General features: G+C 59.3%; 21 protein-coding genes. 16 read left to right on the top strand and 5 right to left on the bottom strand.

From position 1 onward, the window contains the following. The first annotated feature begins 46 nt into the window (after positions 1-46). The 6 genes from ACZ9IM_RS10335 (at position 47) to ACZ9IM_RS10310 (ending at position 7,165) form a co-directional block, all read left to right on the top strand. The gene (locus tag ACZ9IM_RS10335) at positions 47-1,354 is read left to right on the top strand and encodes an ABC transporter substrate-binding protein (RefSeq protein ID WP_218397894.1); all 1,308 of its coding nucleotides are present in this window, start codon (positions 47-49) and stop codon (positions 1,352-1,354) included. Positions 1,355-1,540: 186 nt separating this feature from the next. Continuing rightward, positions 1,541-2,449, top strand: a complete 909-nt coding sequence (locus ACZ9IM_RS10330; RefSeq protein ID WP_007902369.1) for a carbohydrate ABC transporter permease — start codon at positions 1,541-1,543, stop codon at positions 2,447-2,449. Beyond that, positions 2,442-3,287 (top strand): carbohydrate ABC transporter permease, encoded by an 846-nt coding sequence (locus tag ACZ9IM_RS10325; protein ID WP_102616685.1) that lies wholly within the window; start codon positions 2,442-2,444, stop codon positions 3,285-3,287. The genes ACZ9IM_RS10330 and ACZ9IM_RS10325 overlap by 8 nt, the downstream gene beginning before the upstream one ends. Before the next feature lie 3 nt (positions 3,288-3,290). After that, positions 3,291-4,451 carry an ABC transporter ATP-binding protein gene (locus ACZ9IM_RS10320; protein ID WP_007902371.1) on the top strand — a complete coding sequence of 387 codons (1,161 nt, stop codon included), beginning with the start codon at positions 3,291-3,293 and terminating at the stop codon, positions 4,449-4,451. Positions 4,452-4,717: 266 nt separating this feature from the next. Beyond that, positions 4,718-6,064, top strand: coding sequence for a carbohydrate porin (locus tag ACZ9IM_RS10315; RefSeq protein WP_218397890.1), 1,347 nt, complete (start codon positions 4,718-4,720; stop codon positions 6,062-6,064). 231 nt (positions 6,065-6,295) lie between these two features. Next, positions 6,296-7,165 carry a D-hexose-6-phosphate mutarotase gene (locus ACZ9IM_RS10310; RefSeq protein WP_427628286.1) on the top strand — a complete coding sequence of 290 codons (870 nt, stop codon included), beginning with the start codon at positions 6,296-6,298 and terminating at the stop codon, positions 7,163-7,165. Positions 7,166-7,273: 108 nt separating this feature from the next. Here ACZ9IM_RS10310 and ACZ9IM_RS10305 read toward each other — a convergent pair whose 3' ends face one another. Further along, positions 7,274-8,134 (bottom strand): MurR/RpiR family transcriptional regulator, encoded by an 861-nt coding sequence (locus ACZ9IM_RS10305; protein ID WP_177319492.1) that lies wholly within the window; start codon positions 8,132-8,134, stop codon positions 7,274-7,276. A gap of 228 nt (positions 8,135-8,362) precedes the next feature. Here ACZ9IM_RS10305 and zwf point away from each other — a divergent pair, with 228 nt between their 5' ends. The 4 genes from zwf to ACZ9IM_RS10285 all read left to right on the top strand — a co-directional run bounded on the left by zwf (position 8,363) and on the right by ACZ9IM_RS10285 (position 12,155). Continuing rightward, positions 8,363-9,832, top strand: a complete 1,470-nt coding sequence (zwf, locus tag ACZ9IM_RS10300) for a glucose-6-phosphate dehydrogenase (protein WP_123495454.1) — start codon at positions 8,363-8,365, stop codon at positions 9,830-9,832. After that, positions 9,819-10,532: a 6-phosphogluconolactonase gene (gene pgl / locus ACZ9IM_RS10295; protein WP_427625995.1), complete on the top strand. Its 714-nt coding sequence runs from the start codon at positions 9,819-9,821 to the stop codon at positions 10,530-10,532. The genes zwf and pgl overlap by 14 nt, the downstream gene beginning before the upstream one ends. Before the next feature lie 17 nt (positions 10,533-10,549). Next, positions 10,550-11,215, top strand: a complete 666-nt coding sequence (locus ACZ9IM_RS10290; RefSeq protein ID WP_007902383.1) for a bifunctional 4-hydroxy-2-oxoglutarate aldolase/2-dehydro-3-deoxy-phosphogluconate aldolase — start codon at positions 10,550-10,552, stop codon at positions 11,213-11,215. 214 nt (positions 11,216-11,429) lie between these two features. Continuing rightward, positions 11,430-12,155 carry an intradiol ring-cleavage dioxygenase gene (locus ACZ9IM_RS10285; RefSeq protein ID WP_476223834.1) on the top strand — a complete coding sequence of 242 codons (726 nt, stop codon included), beginning with the start codon at positions 11,430-11,432 and terminating at the stop codon, positions 12,153-12,155. A 2-nt stretch (positions 12,156-12,157) separates the two neighbouring features. Here ACZ9IM_RS10285 and ACZ9IM_RS10280 read toward each other — a convergent pair whose 3' ends face one another. Further along, on the bottom strand, positions 12,158-13,339 hold the full coding sequence (locus tag ACZ9IM_RS10280; protein ID WP_476223833.1) for an aminotransferase class V-fold PLP-dependent enzyme: 1,182 nt from the start codon (positions 13,337-13,339) through the stop codon (positions 12,158-12,160). Between the two features lie 25 nt (positions 13,340-13,364). Further along, positions 13,365-13,601, bottom strand: a complete 237-nt coding sequence (locus ACZ9IM_RS10275; RefSeq protein ID WP_003213031.1) for a DUF3820 family protein — start codon at positions 13,599-13,601, stop codon at positions 13,365-13,367. A 204-nt stretch (positions 13,602-13,805) separates the two neighbouring features. Between ACZ9IM_RS10275 and ACZ9IM_RS10270 the strand changes: the two genes are divergently transcribed. From ACZ9IM_RS10270 to ACZ9IM_RS10255, 4 genes are all read left to right on the top strand, one after another. Further along, entirely contained in the window at positions 13,806-14,273 is a 468-nt protein-coding gene (locus tag ACZ9IM_RS10270) for a ferritin-like domain-containing protein (protein ID WP_427625999.1), read from the top strand. A gap of 157 nt (positions 14,274-14,430) precedes the next feature. Beyond that, positions 14,431-16,419 (top strand): FUSC family protein, encoded by a 1,989-nt coding sequence (locus tag ACZ9IM_RS10265; RefSeq protein WP_476223832.1) that lies wholly within the window; start codon positions 14,431-14,433, stop codon positions 16,417-16,419. Next, the gene (locus tag ACZ9IM_RS10260) at positions 16,406-16,612 is read left to right on the top strand and encodes a DUF1656 domain-containing protein (RefSeq protein ID WP_008069143.1); all 207 of its coding nucleotides are present in this window, start codon (positions 16,406-16,408) and stop codon (positions 16,610-16,612) included. Before ACZ9IM_RS10265 ends, ACZ9IM_RS10260 begins: the two co-directional genes overlap by 14 nt. Before the next feature lie 11 nt (positions 16,613-16,623). Continuing rightward, positions 16,624-17,487 (top strand): efflux RND transporter periplasmic adaptor subunit, encoded by an 864-nt coding sequence (locus tag ACZ9IM_RS10255; protein WP_427626001.1) that lies wholly within the window; start codon positions 16,624-16,626, stop codon positions 17,485-17,487. A gap of 122 nt (positions 17,488-17,609) precedes the next feature. Here the strand turns inward: ACZ9IM_RS10255 and ACZ9IM_RS10250 are convergent, their stop codons facing one another. Then, on the bottom strand, positions 17,610-18,080 hold the full coding sequence (locus tag ACZ9IM_RS10250) for a MaoC family dehydratase (protein ID WP_007902410.1): 471 nt from the start codon (positions 18,078-18,080) through the stop codon (positions 17,610-17,612). A gap of 44 nt (positions 18,081-18,124) precedes the next feature. Next, complete coding sequence (locus tag ACZ9IM_RS10245) at positions 18,125-19,069, bottom strand: alpha/beta hydrolase (RefSeq protein WP_427626002.1); 945 nt, start codon at positions 19,067-19,069, stop codon at positions 18,125-18,127. A 258-nt stretch (positions 19,070-19,327) separates the two neighbouring features. On the opposite strand from ACZ9IM_RS10245, the gene fadD2 reads away from it, so the two are divergent. Together fadD2 and fadD1 are read left to right on the top strand one after the other, a co-directional pair. Next, entirely contained in the window at positions 19,328-21,016 is a 1,689-nt protein-coding gene (fadD2, locus tag ACZ9IM_RS10240) for a long-chain-fatty-acid--CoA ligase FadD2 (protein ID WP_427626003.1), read from the top strand. 378 nt (positions 21,017-21,394) lie between these two features. Continuing rightward, positions 21,395-23,095 (top strand): long-chain-fatty-acid--CoA ligase FadD1, encoded by a 1,701-nt coding sequence (fadD1, locus tag ACZ9IM_RS10235; RefSeq protein ID WP_008069135.1) that lies wholly within the window; start codon positions 21,395-21,397, stop codon positions 23,093-23,095. Positions 23,096-23,239: the final 144 nt, after the last annotated feature.

Here is a 23,239-nt window from a genome sequence, read left to right as displayed (position 1 = left end):
GCAAGCACCAGACTTGCATGCATAACAACAAGAAAGGTACTACTAGATGAATGCGATTTCTCGCCTCGCTACTGTCATTTCTCTCGCTTCACTGCTTCCTGTTGCTGCATTCCCCGTCAGTGCCCTTGCCGCCGATGCCAAAGGTTCGGTGGAAGTCGTTCACTGGTGGACGTCTGGTGGTGAAAAAGCAGCCGTCGATGTGCTCAAGGCCCAAGTCGAAAAAGACGGTTTCACCTGGAAGGACGGCGCAGTTGCCGGCGGTGGCGGCTCCACGGCCATGACCGTACTCAAAAGCCGCGCCGTGGCCGGTAACCCGCCGGGCGTTGCCCAGATCAAGGGGCCGGACATCCAGGAGTGGGGCAGCACTGGCCTGCTCAGCACCGACACCCTCAAAGAGGTTTCCAAGTCCGAAGGCTGGGATAACCTGCTGATCAAGAAAGTCTCCGACACCGTGAAATACGAAGGCGATTACGTCGCCGTGCCGGTGAACATCCACCGCGTCAACTGGCTGTGGATCAACCCGGAAGTCTTCAAGAAAGCCGGGATCGACAAAGCGCCAACCACCCTCGAAGAATTCTATGCCGCTGGCGACAAGCTCAAAGCCGCCGGCTTCATTGCGCTTGCCCACGGTGGCCAGCCGTGGCAGGACAGCACCGTGTTTGAAGACGTGGTGCTCTCGGTCATGGGCGCAGATGGTTACAAGAAAGCCCTGGTCGACCTGGACCAGAAAACCCTCTCGGGGCCTGAGATGGCCAAGGCCTTCACCGAGCTGAAAAAAGTCACCGGCTACATGGACCCGAACCGCGCCGGTCGTGACTGGAACATCGCCGCAGCCGACGTCATCAACGGCAAGGCCGGCATGCAGATGATGGGCGACTGGGCCAAGAGCGAATGGACCGCCGCGAAGAAAGTCGCAGGCAAGGACTATCAGTGCGTGCCGTTCCCGGGCACTGAAAAAGCCTTCACCTACAACATCGACTCGATGGCCGTGTTCAAGCTCAAAGCCGATCGCAAAGGCGACATCGCCGCCCAGCAAGACCTGGCCAAGGTCGCTCTGGGCAAAGACTTCCAGAAAGTCTTCAGCATCAACAAAGGCTCAATCCCGGTGCGTACCGACATGCTTAACGACATGAGCGCGCTGGGCTTCGATTCTTGCGCTCAAGCCTCCGCCAAGGATTTCCTGGCTGACGAGAAAACTGGCGGCCTGCAACCGAGCATGGCGCACAACATGGCCACGTCCCTGGCCGTACAGGGCGCGATCTTTGATGTGGTGACCAACTTCATGAACGACAAGAACGCTGACCCGGCCAAGGCCAGCGCGCAACTGGCCTCGGCTGTCAAAGCCGCCCAGTAATCCCTGACGCCGCGTTACCCCTGTGGGAATGGGTTTATGTGGGAGTCAGGCTTGCCCGCGATGCAGGCGATTCGGTTTAGCTTCAAACCGAGTTGATGCCATCGCAGGCAAGCCAGCTCCCACAGAAGCCCGCTCCCACAAGGGATCGCCGTGCCGATTTCATTCCTCTTCAACTGGATTATCCCGATGAGCTCTGTGGCGGTTTTCAGCAAAGCCTCACCGTTCGACGCATTGCAGCGCTGGCTCCCCAAACTGGTTTTGGCGCCAAGCATGCTGATCGTCCTGGTTGGTTTTTACGGTTACATCATCTGGACATTCGTTCTGTCCTTCACCAACTCCAGTTTCATGCCGAGCTACAAGTGGGTTGGCCTGCAGCAATACATCCGCCTGATGGACAACGATCGCTGGTGGGTCGCGAGCAAGAACCTCGCGGTGTTCGGCGGCATGTTCATCGGCATCAGCCTGGTGCTGGGGGTGTTCCTCGCGGTGCTGCTGGATCAGCGCATTCGCAAGGAAGGCTTCATCCGCACCGTTTACCTGTACCCGATGGCGCTCTCGATGATTGTCACCGGTACCGCGTGGAAATGGCTGCTCAACCCAGGCCTGGGTCTGGACAAAATGCTGCGTGACTGGGGCTGGGAAGGCTTCCGTCTCGACTGGCTGGTGGATCAGGATCGCGTGGTGTATTGCCTGGTGATTGCCGCCGTGTGGCAAGCCTCCGGGTTTGTGATGGCGATGTTCCTGGCCGGCCTGCGTGGCGTCGATCAATCGATCATCCGCGCGGCGCAAGTCGACGGTGCGAGCCTGCCGACCATCTACCTGAAGATCGTATTGCCGAGCCTGCGCCCGGTGTTCTTCAGCGCTTTCATGATCCTGGCGCACATCGCGATCAAGAGCTTCGACCTGGTGGCGGCAATGACCGCGGGTGGCCCGGGCTACTCGTCTGACCTGCCGGCGATGTTCATGTACTCCTTCACTTTCAGCCGTGGCCAGATGGGCATTGGTTCGGCGAGCGCGATGATGATGCTCGGCGCGATCCTGGCGATTCTGGTGCCGTACCTGTACTCCGAATTGCGAGGCAAACGCCATGAGTAATCAACTTGGCAAACCGGGTATCAGCTTCAGCCGCATCGCGATCTACGCAACGTTGCTGTTGGCTGCGGCGATCTATCTGGTCCCGCTGGTGGTGATGCTGCTGACCAGTTTCAAATCCCCGGAAGACATCCGCACCGGCAACCTGTTGAGCTGGCCGCAAGTGATTGATGGCATCGGCTGGATCAAGGCCTGGGACAGTGTCGGCAGCTACTTCTGGAACTCGGTGAAAATTACTGTGCCGGCGGTACTGATCTCTACGTTCATCGGTGCCATGAACGGCTACGTACTGTCGATGTGGCGCTTCCGTGGTTCGCAACTGTTCTTCGGCCTGTTGTTGTTCGGCTGCTTCCTGCCGTTCCAGACCGTGCTGCTGCCAGCCTCGTTCACCCTCGGCAAGATCGGCCTGGCCAACACCACCACGGGCCTGGTGCTGGTGCACGTGGTCTACGGCCTGGCGTTCACCACGCTGTTCTTCCGTAACTACTACGTGAGCATTCCGGATGCGCTGGTCAAGGCGGCGCGGCTGGATGGCGCGGGCTTCTTCACGATTTTCTGGAAGATCCTGCTGCCGATGTCGATCCCGATCGTGATGGTCTGCCTGATCTGGCAGTTCACGCAGATCTGGAATGACTTCCTGTTCGGCGTGGTCTTCGCCAGTGGCGATGCCCAGCCGATTACCGTGGCCCTGAACAACCTGGTCAACACCAGCACCGGGGCCAAGGAATACAACGTTGATATGGCCGCCGCGATGATCGCCGGGCTGCCGACACTGCTGGTCTACATATTCGCTGGCAAGTATTTCCTGCGTGGGCTGACGTCCGGCGCGGTCAAGGGGTAGAACATGGCAACTCTCGAATTACGCAACGTCAACAAGACCTACGGTGCCGGTTTGCCGGACACCCTGAAAAACATCGAACTGAAGATCAATGACGGTGAGTTCCTGATCCTGGTCGGTCCATCGGGCTGTGGTAAGTCCACGCTGATGAACTGCATCGCAGGACTTGAAAACATCAGCGGCGGCGCGATCCTGGTGGACGACGCCGACATCAGCGGCATGAGCCCGAAAGATCGCGACATCGCCATGGTGTTCCAGTCCTACGCGCTGTACCCGACCATGAGCGTGCGCGACAACATCGCGTTCGGCCTGAAGATTCGCAAAATGCCCACCGCCGAAATCGACGAAGAAGTCGCTCGCGTGGCCAAGCTGCTGCAAATCGAACACCTGCTCAGCCGCAAGCCGGGCCAGCTTTCCGGTGGTCAACAACAGCGCGTGGCCATGGGCCGGGCGCTGGCGCGGCGGCCGAAGATTTACCTGTTCGACGAACCGCTGTCCAACCTCGACGCCAAGCTGCGGGTCGAGATGCGCACCGAAATGAAGCTGATGCACCAGCGTCTGAAAACCACCACGGTCTACGTGACCCACGACCAGATCGAAGCCATGACCCTGGGCGACAAAGTGGCGGTGATGAAGGACGGGATCATTCAGCAGTTCGGCACGCCGAAAGACATCTACAACAACCCGGCCAACCTGTTCGTGGCGAGCTTCATCGGTTCGCCACCAATGAACTTCATTCCTCTGCGGTTGCAGCGTAAGGAAGGTCGTCTGGTGGCACTGCTCGACAGCGGTCAGGCGCGCTGCGAATTGCCGCTGGGCATGCAGGATGCCGGTCTCGAAGACCGCGAAGTGATCCTCGGCATGCGCCCGGAGCAGATCGTGCTGGCGGGTAGCGAGCCGAATGGTTTGCCGACCATTCGTGCCGAAGTGCAGGTCACCGAGCCGACCGGTCCCGACACCCTGGTGTTCGTCAACCTCAACGACACCAAAGTCTGCTGCCGCCTGGCACCGGACGTCGCGCCGGCCGTGGGCGAGACCCTGACCCTGCAATTCGATCCATCGAAAGTGCTGTTGTTCGATGCCAAGACCGGTGAACGCCTGGGGGTGGCCGGCCTGCCGAAAACCGAAGCTCACAGCGCCAACGTGGCGCAGTTCAAAGGCCGCTGAAGAATCAAATGTGGGAATGGGCTTTTGTGGCGAGGGGGCTTGCCCCCGTTCGACTGCGAAGCAGTCGTAAACCGGTCACTGCTTTCTAATCCTGGATCGCGGTGACTGGTTTCAGGGGTGCTTCGCGCCCCAACGGGGGCAAGCCCCCTCGCCACAGGCTCGCTCCCACAGGGGGGATCTGTGGCGCCCGGACTGTCGTGCGTCGCAATCGATGTAAACCGCGTTAGATAAAAACAGTTAATAACAATAAAGACGAGGATGTAGGGATGAAGAAGAAGAACAACGCTCAGCTTATCTGCCAATTGTCAGCTCTTGCGATGATGACTATGGCCGGTAGCGCGCACGCGGCTGACGCGTTCAGTGCCGACTCGCAGTGGATGACCGGGGATTGGGGCGGCGAGCGGACCAGGCTGATCGAGCAAGGTATCGACATCAAGGCCGACTACGTTGGTGAAGTGGGCGCCAACCTGCATGGCGGCTACAACGACGACAAGACGGCGCGTTACGCCGACCAGTTTGGCTTGGGCGTGGCGCTGGACCTGGAAAAACTGTGGGGCTGGGATAACACCCAGGCGAAGATCCAGCTCACCAACCGTAACGGCCAGAACATCTCCAATGACCGTGTCGGCGACCCGCGTGCCGGCACCTTGAGTTCCTCCCAGGAAGTCTACGGCCGTGGCCACATGGTCCGTCTGACCCAGTTGTGGATCAAGCACCAGTTTCTCGACGGTAAACTGGACGTCAAGGCCGGTTACTTCGGCGAAGGCGAAGACTTCAACACCTTCCCTTGCGAGTTCCAGAACCTGGCATTCTGCGGTTCACAAGCGGGTAACTGGGCAACCAACATCTGGTACAACTGGCCGGTCATGCAGGCAGCGGTTCGCGTGAAGTACAACATCACGCCCGAGTTCTATGCGCAGATCGGCGCGTACAACCAGAACCCGTCGCAACTTGAGCACGGTAACGGCTTCAAGCTCAGCGGCAGTGGTACCGAGGGCACCGTCTTGCCGGTTGAATTGGTCTGGTCGCCGAAGGTCAACAACCTGCCGGGCGAATACCGTGTCGGTTACTACAAGAGCACTGCCAACGCCGATGACGTGCGTAAAGACGACAACGGCGACGATGCGGCAACCAGCGGTAATGCCTATCGCAGTCACGATAGCAAGCACGGCTACTGGTTCGTGGCGCAGCAACAACTCACCACGCATAACGGTGATGCTTCACGCGGTCTGAACATCGCCGCCAACGCCACCTTCCACGACAAGGACACCAACTTCGTCGACAACTACCAGTCGCTGATGTTTGTGTACAAGGGGCCGTTCGATGCGCGTCCTAAAGACGACGTCGGAATCGGTTTCGCCCGTATCCATGTCAACGATGACGTGAAGAAAAACGCCGAGTTGGTCAACGCTGCCAATGGTGTCACCGACTACGAAGACCCGCTGTTCTCGCCGTTGCGTTCCACCGAGTACAACTACGAGATCAACTACGGCTTCCACGTTACCAACTGGCTGACCGTCCGTCCTAACCTGCAATACATCACTCACCCGGGCGGTGTGGATGAAGTCGACAACGCTCTGGTGGCTGGTCTGAAAATTCAGTCGGTGTTCTAACGCTGTTGCGATAAGCTCCTCTCTATGTGCGCATATTTGCGGACGGCCATGGCTGTCCGCTTTTTTTTGGGGGCAGCGCACCCCTTGGACAGATCGTTCCCACGCTCTGCGTGGTAACGCCGCTCTGGACGCTCTGCGTCCATCGTATGTGACGCAGAGCGTCACGGGATGCATTCCCACGCAGAGCGTGGGAATGATCAGGTAGAAAAATGATTTTCAGGACCGTGGCACATGCTTGAGCATCCGCTACAACGCTTCTTCAAATCCTTGCGCGAACGTCCGGTGTTTGCGTGGGAGCGCTATCAGATGCGCGATGTGCTGGTGATCGACCATCCGCTGTGTCAGGCGGTGTTCAGTCGGCAGGGCGCGCAGTTGCTGCACTTCCAGCCAAAGGGGCAGAAACCCTGGCTGTGGTGCGCGGCGAAGTGGCCGCATGTCGGTGCGATTCGCGGCGGTGTGCCGGTGTGCTGGCCGTGGTACGGCCGTCATCCGAGCGAAAACGCCTGGCCGTCCCATGGGTGGGCGCGTTTGCTCGACTGGAAACTGCTCGACAGCAGCGCTGATGACGATGGCGTGCACCTGCACTGGCAGTTACAGCTGTGCGACTGGCAAGTGGACTTGCACGCGCATCTGGGCGAACGCATGGATTTGCACCTGAGCACCGAGCATCAAGACGACATGCCGTGCCAGTTGAGCCAGGCGTTGCATGCCTATTGGCGTATTGGTGATGTGGGCGAGGTAGCGCTGTCTGGGCTCGATGGCGCGCAAGGTTACGACCAGTTGAGCCGCCAGGTTTGTCAGCAGGAAGGCGAGTTGCGGGTTGATGGCGGTTGTCAGCGAGTGTTCCAGCATGACGGCGAATTGCAGCTCAAGGACCACGCCTGGCAGCGGCAATTGTGCATCGACACCGGCGATCATGCAGACACGGTGGTCTGGCATCCCGGCTCGCGGCCGTTGCTGGGCGTGAGCTGGAACGAGGTTTTAGAGTTTGTTTGTGTGGAAGCGGCCAGCGGCGGCACCGACAGCCTGTGCCTGGAACCGGGGGAGCGGGCGCATTTGAGTTTGCAGGCGCGGGTGATCGTTCCCACGCTCTGCGCTTGATCGTTCCCACGCTCTGCGTGGGAATGCAGCCCGTGACGCTCCGCGTCACTGGACGCGGAGCGTCCCTAGAGGCATTCCCACGCAGAGCGTGGGAACGATCGGTACGAGTTAATTAAACTCATCCCCAATCGGATACCGACTGGCATTCAGGCTTTCTTTGATCTTGCGCAAATGCGGCTGGAAATCCACGCCCCGGCGCAGGGTCATGCCGGTGGCGAGCACATCGAGCACGGTCAGCTGAATGATCCGTGACGTCATCGGCATGTAGATGTCGGTGTCTTCCGGCAACGGGATGTTCAGGCTCAAGGTGCTGGCCTTGGCCAGCGGCGAACCCTCGGCCGTCAGGCCCAGCACCGAAGCACCGTTTTCCCGGGCGATGCGCGCCACTTCCACCAGTTCCCGGGTGCGGCCGGTGTAGGAAATGATCACGAACAACTCACCGGTGTGGGCCACCGAGGCAATCATGCGTTGCATCAGCACGTCGGCATGGGCGGTCACGGCCAGGTTGAAGCGGAAGAACTTGTGCTGGGCATCCAGCGCCACCGGGGCCGAGGCGCCGAGGCCGAAGAAGTGGATCTGCCGGGCCTGGATCAACAAGTCAACGGCACGGCTGATCAGGCTCGGGTCAAGCGCCTGCAACGCACTGTCCAAAGAGGCGATGGCGCTGCCGAAAATCTTTTTTGTATACGCTTCCGGATTGTCATCGGCTTCAACCGCCCGGCTGACATACGCCGCGCCACTGGCCAGGCTCTGGGCCAGCTGCAGTTTCAGTTCCGGGTAGCCGCTGACGCCGAACGAGCGGCAGAAACGGTTGACCGTCGGCTCGCTGACCTTCGAGGCCTGGGCGAGGGCGGCAATGCTGAACCGGGTGGCCTGCTCCGGGTTGAGCAGAATCACTTCGGCGACTTTGCGTTCAGCCTTGTTCAGGTCTTCAAGGCGATTCTGGATCTGTTCCAGTAAATTTCGCACGCGATCCATTTCATGTTCCTTAGGTCAGCAGCGCAAATAAGCGTTCGACTAATGCAAATTGGGCCTTTGATACGGCCCATAACGGTGGCCTATCCTACTGATGGCTCCGACCGACCACCACTCGGAATCTGTATTTTGCGAAAATGTTGTGGTTATTACTACATTTTCCCTTGAGTGATGCCTTGAAAAAAGGTATTTGTAGCTTAACTTGATAAAAGAACAAACATCATGCCTTCGATTACGGTTGAACCTTGCACCTTTGCCTTGTTCGGCGCTCTCGGCGATCTGGCCCTGCGCAAGCTGTTTCCTGCCCTTTATCAACTCGATGGCGCCGGCCTGCTTCATGAGGATACGCGCATTATCGCGCTGGCCCGTGAACCCGGCAGCGAGCAGCAGCATCTGGCATTCATCGCCACTGAACTGCGCCGCTACGTGGGCGCCAAAGAGCTGGATGAAGCGGTGCTCGAGCGCTTCCTGGCCCGTTTGAGCTACCTGCACGTCGACTTCCTCAAGGCTGACGATTACGTCGCCCTGGCCGAGCAGGCCGGCAGTGCCCAGCGGGTGATTGCCTACTTCGCCACCCCGGCGGCGGTGTATGGCGCTATTTGCGAGAACCTGTCGAAGGTCGGCCTGACCGAAAACACCCGCGTGGTGCTGGAAAAACCCATCGGTTCGGACCTGGAATCCTCGCGCAAGGTCAACGACGCCGTGGCGCAGTTCTTCCCGGAGAACCGCACCTACCGCATCGACCACTACCTGGGCAAAGAGACCGTACAAAACCTGATCGCCCTGCGTTTCGCCAACAGTCTGTTCGAAACCCAGTGGAACCAGAATTACATCTCCCACGTGGAAATCACCGTGGCCGAGAAGGTCGGGATCGAAGGCCGTTGGGGCTATTTCGACAAGGCCGGGCAGCTGCGGGACATGATCCAGAATCACCTGCTGCAATTGCTCTGCCTGATCGCCATGGACCCGCCGGCTGACCTGTCCGCCGACAGCATTCGCGATGAGAAAGTCAAAGTCCTCAAGGCGCTGGCGCCGATCAGCCCGGAAGGCCTGACCACTCAAGTGGTGCGCGGCCAGTACATCGCCGGCCACAGCGAAGGCAAATCGGTACCCGGGTATCTGGAGGAGCCTAATTCCAACACCCAGAGCGACACCGAAACCTTCGTCGCCCTGCGTGCCGACATTCGTAACTGGCGCTGGGCCGGTGTGCCGTTTTACCTGCGGACCGGCAAGCGCATGCCGCAGAAGCTGTCGCAGATCGTCATCCACTTCAAGGAACCGTCGCACTACATCTTCGCCCCCGAGCAGCGCTTGCAGATCAGCAACAAACTGATCATCCGCCTGCAACCGGATGAAGGCATTTCCTTGCGCGTGATGACCAAAGAACAAGGCCTGGACAAGGGCATGCAGCTGCGCAGCGGTCCGTTGCAGCTGAATTTTTCCGACACTTATCGCAGCGCGCGGATTCCCGACGCCTACGAGCGGTTGTTACTGGAAGTGATGCGCGGCAATCAGAATTTGTTTGTCCGTAAAGATGAAATCGAAGCCGCGTGGAAGTGGTGTGACCAGTTGATCGCCGGGTGGAAAAAATCCGGCGATGCGCCCAAGCCGTACGCGGCAGGGTCGTGGGGGCCGATGAGCTCCATTGCACTGATCACGCGGGACGGGAGGTCGTGGTATGGCGATATCTGAATTGAAACTGCCTCAGGGCGTTAGCGCTCATGAGTTCAAAAGCCCGGTGTTGCTGGCCGAAGGCCTGGCATTGACGGTGGCCAAGCAATTGAGCGACGCCATTACCGCACAAGGCGCCGCGACGCTGGTGGTGTCTGGCGGACGCAGCCCGGTCGCGTTTTTCCAGCACCTGGCCAAGCAGAAGCTGGACTGGTCGAAAGTGGTGGTCAGCCTGGCTGACGAGCGCTGGGTGCCGGTGGAACATGCCGACAGCAATGCCGGTCTGCTCAAGCGTTACCTGTTGCAAGGCCCGGCGGCCAAGGCTCAGTTCCTGAGCCTCTACAGTGCCACCGCCAACCTGGAACAGGCCGCCGAGCAGGCTGATCGCTTGCTCGCCGAATTGCCAGCGATTGACGTGCTGGTGCTGGGCATGGGCGACGACGGTCATACCGCGTCGCTGTTCCCCAACAGCCCGAACCTGGCCGATGCCTTGAAAGTCGACGGCACCCGTCGTTGCTGGCCGATGCTGGCGCCGACCGTGCCCCATCAACGCCTGACCATGAGTCGCGCGCTGCTGGCTTCGGCGAAGCACACCGTTCTATCGATTTCCGGTCAGTCCAAGCTGACCACCCTGAATGCCGCCCTGGCCGGTGACGATGTCGCCGCCATGCCGATTCGGGCGTTTCTGCAACCTACGTTAGAGATTTACTGGTGCCCATGAACCAAGGATCAGCCGCTATGACAAACACATCCCCGACCGTTTCCATGGCGGACAAAGTTGCCCTGATCGACAGCCTTTGCGCCAAGGCGCGGATCCTGCCGGTGATCACCATCGCCCGTGAACAGGACGTACTGCCGTTGGCCGACGCCCTGGCGGCCGGTGGCCTGACGGCGCTGGAAGTGACCCTGCGTTCGCAGTTCGGCCTCAAGGCGATCCAGATCCTGCGCGAGCAGCGTCCGGAACTGGTGACTGGTGCCGGTACCGTACTGGATCGCAGCATGCTGGCCGCTGCCGAAGCGGCGGGTTCGCAATTCATCGTCACGCCGGGTATCACCCGTGATCTGCTTGAAGCCAGTGTCAACAGCCCGATCCCGCTGTTGCCGGGTATCAGCAATGCCTCCGGCATCATGGAAGGCTATAGCCTGGGTTATCGCCGCTTCAAGCTGTTCCCGGCGGAAGTCAGTGGCGGCGTCGCGGCCATCAAGGCCCTGGGCGGCCCGTTCGGCGAAGTAAAATTCTGCCCGACCGGCGGCGTCAGCCCGGCCAACATCAAGAGCTACATGGCGTTGAAAAACGTGATGTGCGTGGGCGGTAGCTGGATGCTTGACCCCGAGTGGATCAAGAACGGCGACTGGGCCCGCATCCAGGAATGCACCGCTGAGGCGTTGGCCCTGCTGGACTGATTAACCGGATTTACCAAACACTTCGTTGTGTGTTCTACGGCTTTACGGTGCGCTTGGTCGGCGCACCGTTTTTTTTTGCCTGAAATAAACCCCTTATGGCTGCAACCCCTTTTTTGCCAAAAAAATCCTACAAGAAAAAAAGCGATACATAGTTACCGCATCTCGTCGCCCGTCCAGCGTTAACCTGCGTTCATCTTATGGAAGAGAGAACGTCATGGACGACAATACTGCAATGACATCCCCACCTCCGGCTTGCCAACTGTCACCCGAACAGATCGCCGGCCCGTATTTTCGAAACCCGAAACTGATCCGGCGCAACATCAGCGAAGGCGTGGACGGCATCCCCTTGGTGCTGCGGCTGACGATCGTCGATGCGATGACCGGTCAACCGGTCACCGGGGCGGTGGTCGATATCTGGCATTGCAACGCGCGCGGGGCGTATTCGGGGTGGAGCAAGATCAACCCGGACAAGAAAGTCAGCGTCGGTGATATCGGGTCTATCCCGCGTACCGATGATGATACCTACCTGCGTGGTGGGCAATTCACGGACAAAAACGGCATCGTCCGGTTTACCACGATCTATCCGGGGTTTTATGCCGGCCGAGCGCTGCACATACATGTCGCGGTACGCATCACAGCCGGCAACAACTATCTCGAAGAACGCCATGTCGCCTGGGTTGGCCAACTCTACTTCCCGGACGTAGCGTCGAGATCGGTGCTTGATACCAGAGAATACGGCGGGCGCACGGTATCAGCGCTGACAAACGATGAAGATTTTCACTACAAACACCGAGGCGGCGAAGCCTCGACCTTGAATGTCCATGCCATCGGTCGAGACTCGAACGACGACGGCTTTTTCGGGCACATGACCATCGGCGTCGACACGTTTGCAGTGTCATCGCAAATCAAGCCCGAGGACTTCGACAAATACACCGTGTGACCTCAGCGCAATTCAGTCAGCGCCCGTGCCAGCCGATCCATGTCGGCTGCGGTGGTGGTGAGGCCCGGCGTAATGCGGATGCACGGGCCACACGCCGCACCGCTGCGCGTCACGGTAAACAGGTTGTAGTCGTTGAGCAGGCGCTCGACCATCGCCTGCTGATCGGCATGCCGGGTAAAGCGCATCGAGGTGATGGCGCAATACAGGCGCGGGTCATCCGGGGTCATGACTTCAATTCCCGGTAACCCCCGCACGGCATCGACCCATCGGTTACGCAGGTAATTGAGCCGCATGCCCTTGGCGACGGAACCGCCCATGGCGTGATGTTCTTCGAACACCAACGGCAGGGTCAGCAGGGCCGGAATATTGGGCGTGCTGTAGGGCGTGCGGGCGCGAATGTCGGTGACCGGGAAATGCATCTCGCCCATGTCCGGGTCAATATCGGCCAGGCGCTCGGGGGCGATGTAAATGAAGCCCAGCGTCAGCGGCGCACCGATCCATTTGTGCAAGTTGTAACCAGCAAAGGCGATGCCCAGTTTCTCGAGATCGAACTCGATCTGACCGAGGGCATGGGCGCCGTCGAGGATCACATCGATCCCGTGTTCCCTGGCGGCAGCGGCAATCGCCTGCACCGGCATGACCAGTCCGGTGCGATGGGTGACGTGGGTCAGCGCCATCAGCTTCAGTCGCGGATAACGCACGAAAGCTTCGCGGTAAGCGGTGAGTAAACTGTCGAAACTGGCGGGGTGGCGGTGTTCGATCTCGATCACTTCCACGCCTCGATAACGTGCCAGCCAACGCATTGCGCCCTTGACCGTGTCGTACTCCAGATCGCTTATCAGCACCTGATCGCCCGGTGCCAGGCGATTGTAGTTGCGGATCAGCGATTGCAGGCCATCCGAGGCGTTGCAGGTGAAGGCAACGGCTTCGGCGGGGGCACCGATCAGCTCGGCCAGTTGCGCACGAATCTTGACGCTTTCACCCTGTTCGAAGCGCTGGCGCACATGCACCGAGTTGCCGCGGTTGATGAGTTCGATGTTGCGCTGATACTCCTCGACCACGGTGCGCGACATGCGCCCGAAATAACCGTTTTCCAGGTTCAGGGGGCCGGGTTCGACAGCGTAGCGGTCGGCAAAGGTCTGCCAAAAGGCTTCATCGCGGGTACGGCGGGTGTTATCGGGCATGAGCAACTCGGTGAGGTAGGGCGGGTCAGTGGCGAGGCGCGGGTTTGCCGTGTTTGGCGCGCAGGGGTTCGAGCAGTTCCGACAAGCCGTTGTGGTCGATTTCCTGCATCAAAGCCAGCAAACCGCCCAGTTCACCGTGGGGGAAACCTTCGCGAGCGAACCAGTTCAGGTATGGGCCGGGCAGGTCAGCGATGATGCGGCCCTTGTATTTGCCGAAGGGCATTTCGCGGGTAATCAGCAGTTCGAGCTTTTCGGGATTCATCATCAGTCATCTTGATTCAAGGCAGTCTGGAAAATACAGGCATTCTGCATGCAGGCCAAATGACAGATCATGCAAAAAAAGCGGATACAGATTCCTCGTTAAAACCTAACCAATTGAAATATAAGTAAAAAGTTATAAATTCAAAGCTGGCATGCAGGCTGCAACTACTTATTGCATCTTTCATCAACCGCAAGGAATTGAAAAATGACCGACATTAATAAAGAAGCGATTTCTGTACTCAACGACCTGATTGAAACCAGTAAAGACGGTCAGGAAGGGTTCAAGACTTGCGCTGAAGACATCAAGAATCCAGAACTCAAAAACCTGTTCATGCAGCGCTCCGCCGACTGCGCTACTGCCGCTGCCGAGCTGCAGGCGACTGTGCGCTCCCTCGGTGGTGATCCGGAAACCTCCACCAGTGTCAGTGGCGATATGCACCGTCGCTGGGTCGATGTGAAGGCGATGTTCACCGGCAAGGATGAAGAGGCAGTGTTGAACGAAGCCGAACGCGGTGAAGACCACGCGCTGAAGGCCTACAAGGAAGCACTGGAAAAAATCAACAAAGACAACCTGGTGAGCATTCGTGACATCGTTGAACGCCAGTATCACGGTGTGCAACGCAACCACGATCAGGTGAAAGCCCTGCGTAACCAGGCTCGCGCACGCTCATAAGCGTTCGTTATCTGTCAAAAACGCCAGCCAGTCTGGCGTTTTTTTATGTTCGGGATTTAACACTGGACGGGATATAGATAGCTAGCTAATAATTTGTTATTCAAATCATCACGCCTAACCCGGCTATCGTTAAACCGTCCTTTCAAGAGTGTCCTACGTGCCTATCACTTTGCAGGCCTTGTTCGCGCCTGACCGCCGCGCCTTGCAGTTCGCGATCAAGACTTTGATCGGCGGCGGCCTGGCACTGTGGCTGGCGTTGCGCTGGGGGCTGGAGCAACCGTCGTGGGCGTTGATGACGGCATTTATCGTCGCCCAACCGTTGTCCGGGATGGTGGTGCACAAGGGTTTGGCACGGCTGTTGGGTACGCTGGTCGGGACGATCATGTCGGTGGTGTTCATGGGCCTGTTCGCTCAGACGCCCTGGCTGTTTTTGCTGGCGTTGGCGTTGTGGCTCGGGTTGTGTACGGCGAGTTCGACCTTGCTGCGCAGTGCCTGGTCCTATTCCTTCGTGTTGGCCGGTTACACGGTGGCGATCATCGCATTGCCAGCCATTACCCATCCGCTGACAGTGTTCGATCAAGCCGTGGCGCGCTGCACGGAAATCTGCCTGGGCATTCTCTGCGCCACCGCTGCCAGTGCGTTGCTCTGGCCTTTGCGGGTCGAACGGCAACTGGCGGACCAGGCCCGGGCAGCCTGGCAAAGCGGCATGAATGCCGCGCGTGCGACGTTGGCCGGCGACGCTCAGGCGCGTAAAGGCTTACTGGAAATACTCGGGAAAATCGTCGCGGTCGATGCCCAGCGCGAGCATGCCTGGTTTGAAGGTAGCCTCGGTCGGCAACGAGCGCGGGCCATCAGCGGTTTGAGTCAGAAGTTGTTGATGCTGTTGCGCATCGCCCGTTCGGTACGCCGCCAATGGAATCAATTGGAACTGCTCGAAGCCGAGCAACTGATGCCATGGATGACCGAGGTTCAAGAAGCGATTGGCGCTTGTGATACCGCCCAGTTGCAAGCCTTGCGCCCGAGGTTGCTCGACGCCTCTCACGATCCACACATCAGTGCTGCGCAAAGTTACTGTCTGGCCCGTTTCACTTTGTTGCTCGATACCGCCATGGCGGCCTGTACCGCATTGAAAGCGGTGCAGGAGGGGCGTGAAACGGCCGACCCGCCGAGAACCCTTACGCCGCATCGCGACCTGTCATTGGCGCTGGTCTTTGGCGCGCGCAGTGCGCTGGCGTTTCTGGTGGTGTCGGGTTTCTGGCTGGCGACGGCATGGCCTGCGGCGTCGGGCGCTCTGGTGCTGACGTGTGTGGTGTGCAGTCTGTTTGCCAGCCGCGAGAATGGGGCGCAAATCGGCATGAGTTTTCTACGGGGCATCCTGCTGGCGATTCCATCGGCGTTTATCGTCGGGCAGTTTCTGCTGCCGCAATGGAGCGGGTTTGCGCTGCTGTGCATGGGCATGGGCGTGCCGCTGTTTCTCGGCGCGCTGGGCATGGCCAAACCGCAGATCGGCGCCACGGCCACTTCCTTCTGTCTGCACTTTATTGTGCTGGTTTCGCCGCTGAACACGATGAAGTTCGATGTCGCGAATTTCTTCAATAGCGCTCAGGCCATGTTGATCGGTGTCGGCGCTGCCGTATTGGCGTTTCACTTGCTGATCATGCGTAACCCGACATGGCATGGCCGACGCTTACTGGCGGCGACCCTCGCCGATCTGGTGCGCCTCACCCGACGCAATCTGCGCGGCGCCGAAAGCTGGTTCGGCGGGCGCATGGCCGACCGTTTGCTGCAACTGGCGCGGCATTATCCCGAGTTGCCGGAGCCGGCGCGCAGCCGCTGGGATGACGGCTTGCTCGGCCTGGACATCGGCGATGAGTTGCTGCATTTGCGCTTGAGCCTGGCGGCCGCACAGGTGCCGGTCAGTGCGCCCCAGCAGCGTTATCTCGAGCAACTGGAAAAAGTCCTCGGGCAAGGCCCGGCCGGCAGTCGCGCCGAGGCGCTGGCGCAACCCAGCGAAGCGTTATTGAAAACCTTGTACGCGTTGCCGCCCAGCGACGCGGTGAAACTCGCCCAGGGCGCTGTGCTGCAATTGCAAAGCAGCTGGCGTGCCTGGTGTCACCAACAGGAGCAAAGCCATGGGCTTGCGTGAGTGGTCGGTGGGCGGCGTGCTGCTCAGTCCGTTTCTGATTGATGTGTTGCTGGCGTTGCTGGTGACCGGAGCGTTGCGCATGGTATTGCGCCTGACCCCGGTCGGTCGCTGGATCTGGCACGAAGCGTTGTTTGATTGCGCCTTGTACGTCTGTGTATTGACCTTGATCACCGTCGTACTCGGGCCTTTATAAAGGAGTTGAATATGCGTACATCCGTACGTGTCGCGATAACCCTGAGCCTGACGGCGCTGGCGATTTTTGCCGGCTTCCATCTGTGGCAGTACTACATGTTGACGCCCTGGACTCGCGACGCGCGGATCCGAGCCGACGTCGTAGTCATCGCCCCCGACGTGTCTGGCTGGGTGCGAGAGCTCAAGGCTTTCGATAACCAACAGGTCAAGGCTGGCGATGTGTTGCTGAGTATCGACCGTGATCGTTTCGAAGCCGCGCTGGAGAAGGCGCAAGCGGTGGTGCAGACCCGTCAGCAGCAACTCGGTTTGCGTGAACACGAAGCCAGCCGCCGAGCCAGTCTCGGGCCGCAGGCGATCAGTGCCGAACTGCGCGAGAACGCGCAAATCAATGCCGGCATCGCCCGGGGCGAACTGCGTGAAGCTCAGGCTGAAGCCAAGGTCGCGCAACTCAACCTGACTCGCAGCGAGGTGCATGCGCCGCGCAGCGGTCACGTCACCAACCTGCGTCTGGCCCAGGGTAATTACGTGAATGCCGGGCAACCGGTGATGGCGTTGATCGACGATTCGACCTTTTATGTGCAGGCGTATTTTGAAGAAACCAAACTGCCGCGAATTCGCGTCGGCGATCCGGTCAAAGTCTGGCTCATGAGCGCCGGGGAGGCGTTGCAGGGGCACGTCGAAAGCATCAGTCGCGGGATTACCGACCGCAATACCACGCCCGATGGGCAGTTGCTGGCCGAGGTGGAACCGACGTTTAACTGGGTACGCCTGGCGCAGCGGATTCCGGTGCGGATCAAGCTCGACACGTTGCCTGAAGGGATCAGTTTGAGCGCGGGGATGACGGCGAGTGTGCAGGTGCAGGAGGAAGGTAACTGATCATTCCCACGCTCCGCGTGGGAATGCCGCCCAGGACGCTCTGCGTCTTGCCGTTGGTGACGCGGAGCGTCACTGGATGCATTCCCACGCGGAGCGTGGGAATGATCATGCGGACTTGCAAATCAGCCGATGCTGATCGCCGGCAACGTCGGCAACGTCACGGTCTGTTGCTTGCGCGGCGCCAGAATTTCCGCCTCGCCATCCACGACCAACTCATCGCGCTGGTTGAACACCCGGGTGGCGATACGTACACGAAACTTCGGCAGTTTCTCGAGAATTTCCAGGCGCACGGTCAGTGTGTCGCCAATTTTCACCGGCTTCTGAAAGCTCATCGTCTGACCGATATAAATCGTCCCCGGCCCAGGCAACTCGCAAGCCACCGCCGCGCTGATCAATGCGCCGCTGAACATGCCATGGGCAATACGCTCCTTGAACATGCTGGCGGCGGCGAACTCGGCGTCCAGGTGCACCGGGTTGTGGTCGCCGGACATCGCGGCGAACAACTGAATGTCGCGCTCTTCGACGGTCTTGCTGTAGCTGGCGGTCTGGCCGACTTCAAGGGCTTCGTAAGGCGTGTTGGTAACCTGGGTCATCTGTCTCTATTCCTGTGACGAATTAAAAAAAATCCACAAAAAAACTATTCGGTTCTGGGTGGCCGGCGAGCGCTCAAGTCCTGGGCGATCCAGTTCAGCACATCGGCAGTCACTTCATCGCGATTGATTTCATTGAACAGTTCATGCCGGGCCTGCGGGTAAATAGTCAGCTGCAGGTTCTGGCAGCCAGCGTCGCGCAGGGCGTGGGCCAGATCTTTCAGACGTTTGCCTTCGCTCACCGGATCACATTCGCCGCCGATCACCAGCAGCGGCAGGCCCGGATCGATCTGGGCGAGATTGGACGCTTTGCTGATTTGCTGCAAGCCGCCGAGCAAATCGATCCACAGTTGATTGGTGCAGCGAAAGCCGCAGAGCGGGTCATTGGCGTATTTGTCGACTTCAGTCGGGTCGCGACTCAGCCAGTCGAACGGCGTGCGCGCCGGTTTGAATTTCTTGTTGAATGAGCCGAACGACAGCCATTCGATCAGCGCACTGAGACCCTTGGGCCCTTGGCGCAGGCGTTCGAGGCGAGCAATCTGTCGCGCTGCGCGATAGAGCGTTACGGGCTGGAAGTTCGAGCCGCTGAGAATCGCCCCGTGCAGGCTGGCGCTGTGGTGCAGCAAATAAGCCTGGGCGATGTAGCTGCCCATGCTGTGGCCGAGCAACACGATCGGCACGCCGGGATGCTGTTGGCCGATATGTTGGTTAAGGCTGGCCAGGTCGCCGACCACTTTGCACCAGCCATCATCATCGGCGAAATGGCCCAAGGTGCCGTTTTCGGCAGTTTTGCCATGTCCACGCAGGTCGGGCGCATAAACGCCGTAATCCTGATCACAGCATGCTTGCGCCAGACGGGCGTAACGGCCGCTGTGTTCCGCCATGCCGTGGGCCAGCAGGATCACCGCCTTGAGCGGCGCGGCCGGCAGCCACTGGTTGACGAAGAGGCTGCTGCGGTCACTCGCGGTCAGCCAGAAAGTGTCGTGGATCATGGCGATTCCTTTGCGTTGGGCTGCATGAGGCTGCCGGGTGGGAAACAGCCTCGATGCATTGTATAGCGCATCCCGTCGCCTACTGTCTGATCAGGCCACGGCGGGGCAGCAAGATTCACGCAATCAATGACGACCGTACGCATATTTGCCTGATTCGTTATAGCTGCTAGTGTCCGGGAAGCACCGTTTTTCGCTTTCTGTTTTTGAGAAAGGACAGAAAGCGGCCCCGGATAGGCTCAGGTAAAGAGGACAAGAACAATGCAACCTGATTTCTGGAATGACAAGCGCCCGGCTGGCGTGCCCCTGGATATTGATCTTGGAGCCTATAAGTCGGTGATCGAGGTGTTCGAGCGTTCCTGCAAGAAATTTGCCGACCGCCCGGCGTTCAGCAACATGGGCGTGACCCTGACCTACGCCGAACTGGAACGCTACAGCGCCGCGTTTGCCGGGTACCTGCAAGCCCACACCGACCTCGTGCCGGGGGATCGCATCGCAGTGCAGATGCCCAACGTCCTGCATTACCCGATTGCCGTGTTCGGCGCCTTGCGCGCCGGGCTGATCGTGGTCAATACCAACCCGTTGTACACCGCGCGGGAGATGCGTCATCAGTTCAAGGACTCCGGTGCCCGGGCGCTGGTCTACCTGAACGTGTTCGGACAGAAGGTCCAGGAAGTGCTGCCCGACACCGACATTCAGTACCTGATCGAAGCGAAGATGGGCGACTTGATGCCCACCGCCAAGGGTTGGCTGGTCAATACCCTGGTGAGCAAAGTCAAGAAGATGGTCCCGGACTATTCCTTGCCGCAGGCTATTTCCTTCAAGAGCGCGCTGCGTCTGGGCCGGGGCCTGGGCATCAAACCGCTGTACGTCGGCCTCGACGACATCGCCGTGCTGCAATACACCGGCGGCACCACCGGGCTGGCCAAGGGCGCCATGCTGACCCACGGCAATCTGGTGGCGAACATGCAGCAGGCGCGGGCGTGTCTGGGGCAATTTGGTGCAGACGGTCAACCACTGCTGCGCGAAGGTCAGGAAGTGATGATCGCGCCGCTGCCGCTGTACCATATCTATGCCTTTACGGCGAACTGCATGTGCATGATGGTGACCGGCAACCACAACGTGCTGATCACCAATCCACGGGACATTGGTAACTTCATCAAGGAACTGAAGAACTGGCGGTTTTCGGCGCTGCTGGGGCTCAACACGCTGTTCGTCGCGCTGATGGACCATCCCGACTTCAAGACCCTGGATTTCTCCAGCCTCAAACTCACCAACTCCGGCGGCACCGCGCTGGTCAAGGCCACGGCCGAGCGCTGGGAGCAGCTCACCGGTTGCCGCATCACCGAAGGTTACGGCCTGACCGAAACCTCGCCAGTGGCCTGCACCAATCCCTACGGCGACAAGTCGCGCATCGGCACGGTCGGCCTGCCGGTGCCAGGCACAACCCTGAAAGTGATCAACGATGAAGGCGTCGAGCAATCGCTGGGCGAGCGTGGCGAACTGTGCATCAAGGGCCCGCAGATCATGAAGGGCTATTGGCAGAAACCCGAAGCCACCGCCGAAGTGCTGGACGCCGACGGCTGGTTCAAGTCCGGCGACATTGCGGTGATCGACCCGGACGGTTTCGTGCGCATCGTCGATCGCAAGAAAGACATGATCATCGTCTCGGGCTTCAACGTGTACCCGAACGAGATCGAAGACGTGGTGATGGCTCACCCGAAAGTCGCCAACTGCGCGGTGATCGGCGTGCCGGACGAGCGTTCGGGGGAGGCGGTGAAGTTGTTTGTGGTGGCCCGCGAATCCGGGGTGAGCCTTGAAGAGCTGAAGGCCTACTGCAAGGAAAACTTCACGGCGTACAAAGTCCCCAAGCACATCGTCTTGCGAGAGTCGTTGCCGATGACGCCGGTGGGCAAGATTCTGCGGCGGGAGTTGCGAGAGATCGCCTGATCGTTGAATGGCCGCGCTTCGCGCGGGTCGCGGGCAAGCCACGCTCCCACATGTTCAGTGTGCACAAAGAATGTGTACGACGCGGACCTTGTGGGAACGGGCTTGCCCGCGATGCTTTTCAGGGAAGAGGCCCAAAGTACGGGGCTTTTAAGGCTATATAGAATTTTTGCTCTAAAATGACCGTTTGTTTGTCTTGAGTCATTAAAGTGACTATAGAGGCCGTTTTTGGCTCTGGTCGGCCCTTGGCAAAGCTGCTACTCTCGGCGCGCTTTGTGACTTCTCGGCCTTGTTAAAAGCCAGACTCACCAATAATCAAACACCAATAATAATCGCATCAAATGCGGTATTTGAATTCGCGTTGCTGAGGAGTGGGCTTCCATGATCGAAGACTTTTGGAAGGATAAGTACCCAGCTGGAATTGCTGCCGAGATCAATCCAGACGAGTATCCGAATATTCAGGCAGTGTTGAAGCAATCCTGCCAACGCTTCGCTGACAAACCGGCATTCAGCAACCTGGGCAAGACAATCACCTACGGTGAGCTGTACGAATTGTCCGGTGCCTTTGCTGCTTACCTGCAACAGCATACCGATTTGCAACCCGGCGATCGAATCGCCGTGCAACTCCCCAACGTGCTGCAGTACCCGGTCGCCGTTTTCGGTGCCATCCGCGCCGGGCTGATCGTGGTCAATACCAACCCGCTGTACACCGCGCGGGAAATGGAACATCAATTCAACGATTCCGGTGCCAAAGCCCTGGTCTGCCTGGCCAACATGGCGCATCTGGCCGAGACCGTCGTGCCGAAAACCGGCGTCAAGCATGTGATCGTCACTGAAGTGGCCGACCTGCTGCCGCCGCTCAAGCGTCTGCTGGTCAACAGCGTCATCAAGTACGTGAAGAAGATGGTTCCGGCGTATCACTTGCCCAAGGCCATCAAATTCAATGACGTGCTGCGCAAGGGCCATGGCCAGCCAGTGGCGGAAGCCAACCCGGCCAGCAGCGACGTTGCCGTGCTGCAATACACCGGTGGCACTACCGGCGTGGCCAAGGGTGCGATGCTGACCCATCGCAATCTGGTGGCGAACATGCTGCAGTGCAAAGCGCTGATGGGTTCCAACCTCAATGAAGGTTGCGAGATCCTGATCACCCCGCTGCCGCTGTACCACATCTATGCGTTCACCTTTCATTGCATGGCGATGATGCTGATCGGCAACCACAACATCCTGATCAGCAACCCGCGCGACCTGACGGCGATGGTCAAGGAACTGTCGAAGTGGAAGTTCAGTGGTTTCGTCGGCCTGAACACGCTGTTCGTCGCGCTGTGCAACAACGAAGCGTTCCGCAAGCTGGATTTCTCCAGCCTGAAAATCACTCTGTCCGGCGGCATGGCCTTGCAACTGGCCGCGGCCGAACGCTGGAAAGAGGTTACCGGTTGCCCGATCTGCGAAGGTTACGGCATGACCGAAACCAGCCCGGTGGCCACGGTGAACCCGAGCCAGAACATCCAGATCGGCACCATCGGTATTCCGGTGCCATCGACGCTGTGCAAAGTCATCGACGATGCCGGTGTTGAACAGCCGTTGGGCGCCATCGGTGAGCTGTGTGTGAAAGGTCCGCAAGTCATGAAGGGCTACTGGCAGCGTCAGGACGCCACCGATGAAATACTCGACAGCGAAGGCTGGTTGAAGACCGGTGACATCGCGCTGATCCAGCCTGACGGTTACATGCGCATTGTCGATCGCAAGAAAGACATGATCCTGGTGTCCGGTTTCAACGTTTATCCCAATGAGCTTGAAGACGTGCTGGCGACTCTGCCGGGCGTGCTGCAATGCGCGGCCATCGGTGTGCCGGACGAGAAGTCGGGCGAGGCGATCAAGATCTTTATCGTCGCCAAACCGGGTGTGACCCTGACCAAGGATCAGGTGATGGAGCACATGCGCGCCAACGTCACCGGCTACAAAGTGCCGAAAGCCGTGGAATTTCGCGACGCGCTGCCGACCACCAACGTCGGCAAGATCCTGCGCCGCGAACTGCGCGACGAAGAGCTGAAGAAGCTGGGCGTGAAGAAAGTCAGCGCCTAGCCAAACAAAAGCCCCGCAGATGCGGGGCTTTTTGTTGCCTGACTGATCGTTCCCACGCTCTGCGTGGTAACGCAGCCCGGGACGCTCTGCGTCCCAGCATCGGACGCGGAGCGTCCGTGGCGGCATTCCCACGCAGAGCGTGGG

The sequence above is a fragment of the Pseudomonas sp. TE12508 genome (genome assembly GCF_056279485.1).
This window is presented reverse-complemented; position numbering and strand designations above follow the sequence as displayed.

Bases quoted from the DNA above. Each gene is read 5' to 3' on its own strand.
- ACZ9IM_RS10335 (WP_218397894.1), top strand. From the start codon at position 47: ATGAATGCGATTTCTCGCCTCGCTACTGTCATTTCTCTCGCTTCACTG.
- ACZ9IM_RS10330 (WP_007902369.1), top strand. From the start codon at position 1,541: ATGAGCTCTGTGGCGGTTTTCAGCAAAGCCTCACCGTTCGACGCATTG.
- ACZ9IM_RS10325 (WP_102616685.1), top strand. From the start codon at position 2,442: ATGAGTAATCAACTTGGCAAACCGGGTATCAGCTTCAGCCGCATCGCG.
- ACZ9IM_RS10320 (WP_007902371.1), top strand. From the start codon at position 3,291: ATGGCAACTCTCGAATTACGCAACGTCAACAAGACCTACGGTGCCGGT.
- ACZ9IM_RS10315 (WP_218397890.1), top strand. From the start codon at position 4,718: ATGAAGAAGAAGAACAACGCTCAGCTTATCTGCCAATTGTCAGCTCTT.
- ACZ9IM_RS10310 (WP_427628286.1), top strand. From the start codon at position 6,296: ATGCTTGAGCATCCGCTACAACGCTTCTTCAAATCCTTGCGCGAACGT.
- zwf (WP_123495454.1), top strand. From the start codon at position 8,363: ATGCCTTCGATTACGGTTGAACCTTGCACCTTTGCCTTGTTCGGCGCT.
- pgl (WP_427625995.1), top strand. From the start codon at position 9,819: ATGGCGATATCTGAATTGAAACTGCCTCAGGGCGTTAGCGCTCATGAG.
- ACZ9IM_RS10290 (WP_007902383.1), top strand. From the start codon at position 10,550: ATGACAAACACATCCCCGACCGTTTCCATGGCGGACAAAGTTGCCCTG.
- ACZ9IM_RS10285 (WP_476223834.1), top strand. From the start codon at position 11,430: ATGGACGACAATACTGCAATGACATCCCCACCTCCGGCTTGCCAACTG.
- ACZ9IM_RS10280 (WP_476223833.1), bottom strand. From the start codon at position 13,339: ATGCCCGATAACACCCGCCGTACCCGCGATGAAGCCTTTTGGCAGACC.
- ACZ9IM_RS10275 (WP_003213031.1), bottom strand. From the start codon at position 13,601: ATGAATCCCGAAAAGCTCGAACTGCTGATTACCCGCGAAATGCCCTTC.
- ACZ9IM_RS10270 (WP_427625999.1), top strand. From the start codon at position 13,806: ATGACCGACATTAATAAAGAAGCGATTTCTGTACTCAACGACCTGATT.
- ACZ9IM_RS10260 (WP_008069143.1), top strand. From the start codon at position 16,406: ATGGGCTTGCGTGAGTGGTCGGTGGGCGGCGTGCTGCTCAGTCCGTTT.
- ACZ9IM_RS10255 (WP_427626001.1), top strand. From the start codon at position 16,624: ATGCGTACATCCGTACGTGTCGCGATAACCCTGAGCCTGACGGCGCTG.
- ACZ9IM_RS10250 (WP_007902410.1), bottom strand. From the start codon at position 18,080: ATGACCCAGGTTACCAACACGCCTTACGAAGCCCTTGAAGTCGGCCAG.
- ACZ9IM_RS10245 (WP_427626002.1), bottom strand. From the start codon at position 19,069: ATGATCCACGACACTTTCTGGCTGACCGCGAGTGACCGCAGCAGCCTC.
- fadD2 (WP_427626003.1), top strand. From the start codon at position 19,328: ATGCAACCTGATTTCTGGAATGACAAGCGCCCGGCTGGCGTGCCCCTG.
- fadD1 (WP_008069135.1), top strand. From the start codon at position 21,395: ATGATCGAAGACTTTTGGAAGGATAAGTACCCAGCTGGAATTGCTGCC.